Genomic DNA, 1,536 nt, shown 5'->3' on the forward strand with positions numbered 1-1,536 from the left:
CAATAAAGCAATCGAATACATATTGGGCGCAATACCATTATCCAAATAATCTCTAACTCTTTTATCATTTCTATAGTAATCTGTTGGTTGTTTTGTTGTAAAAACTTTAAGTTTTTTATTTTCAAACCATTGATGTAACATATCAATTTGAGTTGTTTTTCCTGAACCGTCAAGTCCTTCAAAAACTATTAATAAATTTTTCATAGCATTCCTCCATTGATAGTATTGTACCATAACTTGAAAGCACTTATATAAATTAACATAGAATAAATTACGGGTTAATGAACAATAAATGTAAATGATTTTGAGAATTTTAATAAGAAAAGAAGAGTGTCCAGAAAATGACCATTTTCTGAACATCTGATAAAAAATGAAAAACGATTAGAACGCTTTTCTTTTTTATGTCTATTTATTTGATAATAGTCCAAAAACACTAAACAGGCTTTTAGTGATCCTTGCCTTCAATCGTTTCGATATCGCCTTTGCCGTCACGGGACACGATGGCCTTGATAGCGGCAGTGATGCCTAAAACATCATCATCCAATGACAACGCTGGTGTTTCCGGACGAGTGACAACCTGTTCCGGCAAAAATGGAATATGCATGAAGCCGGCCTTAATATCGGGAAACATCTTATCCCGCATATACTGTACCTGATAAAAAATGTGGTTGCAGACGTAAGTGCCTGCTGTGTTGGAGACTGCTGACGGAACACCAGCTTCCCGAATGGCTTTGGCCATGGCCTTAATTGGTAACTGGGTAAAGTAGGCATTCTCGCCATCGCCATGAATCGTGTGATTAAGTGGCTGATACCCGGCATTATCTTGAATCCGACCGTCATCCAAGTTAATCGCAACTCGCTCCGGCGTGAGTTCAAACCGGCCACCAGCCTGACCAATGCTCAACACATAGTCAGGCTTTTCTTTGGCAATAGCATCTTTAACGACATCGGCTGAAACATTAAACTTTGTCGGAATTTCCAATTTAACGATTTGTGCCCCAGCAATTTCATCCGGCAAACGTTTCACGGCTTCAATCGCAGGATTAATTTTATCGTCGCCAAAGGGATCAAATCCGGTAACAAGAATTTTCATGAGAAGATTTCCTTTCTAAAATGCCAAGAAGTACAGAAGCTATCGAGAAGTGTATCTTGTACCATCTTTAAGACGTTGGAGTCTTTGATGGGTAGGACAATTTGTTGCGCCATGATTTATATATACCTTTCTGAAATTAAATAATTAAACTTATAATAGGCTCCGCCTTTTTATGACCACATTAAAAAACTAAACAAAAAGAACACCATATAAATTTTGTACGTGGTCTTCTTTTTGCTTTGAATCATTTCATTCCCTTGCTAAACCATTAGAAGCTTATTGTCAGTTTCAATAATACATCCAGTTACAGTTTACAAGACAATCTCCTACCATAGCTCTTTAGTGGTATCAGCATAAATTTATCATTCCATTACTAAAAGTTACTTAAAAATCCTTTTACTTTCTCATACATATTTTGAGTTTCTATATCATTATATTCTAAT

At 36.3% G+C, this 1,536-nt stretch carries 1 protein-coding gene and 1 pseudogene; both read right to left on the reverse strand.

Annotated features, from left to right (window positions below):
• Positions 1 to 204 (reverse strand): annotated as a pseudogene (locus ABZV77_RS42630) (hypothetical protein); the annotation flags it as partial.
• 241 nt (positions 205 to 445) lie between these two features.
• Positions 446 to 1,093, reverse strand: a complete 648-nt coding sequence (pcp, locus tag ABZV77_RS42635) for a pyroglutamyl-peptidase I (RefSeq protein WP_014573651.1) — start codon at positions 1,091 to 1,093, stop codon at positions 446 to 448.
• Positions 1,094 to 1,536 lie beyond the last annotated feature (443 nt).

The organism is Streptomyces sp. NPDC004732 (assembly GCF_040609235.1).
Lineage (GTDB): Bacteria > Actinomycetota > Actinomycetes > Streptomycetales > Streptomycetaceae > Streptomyces.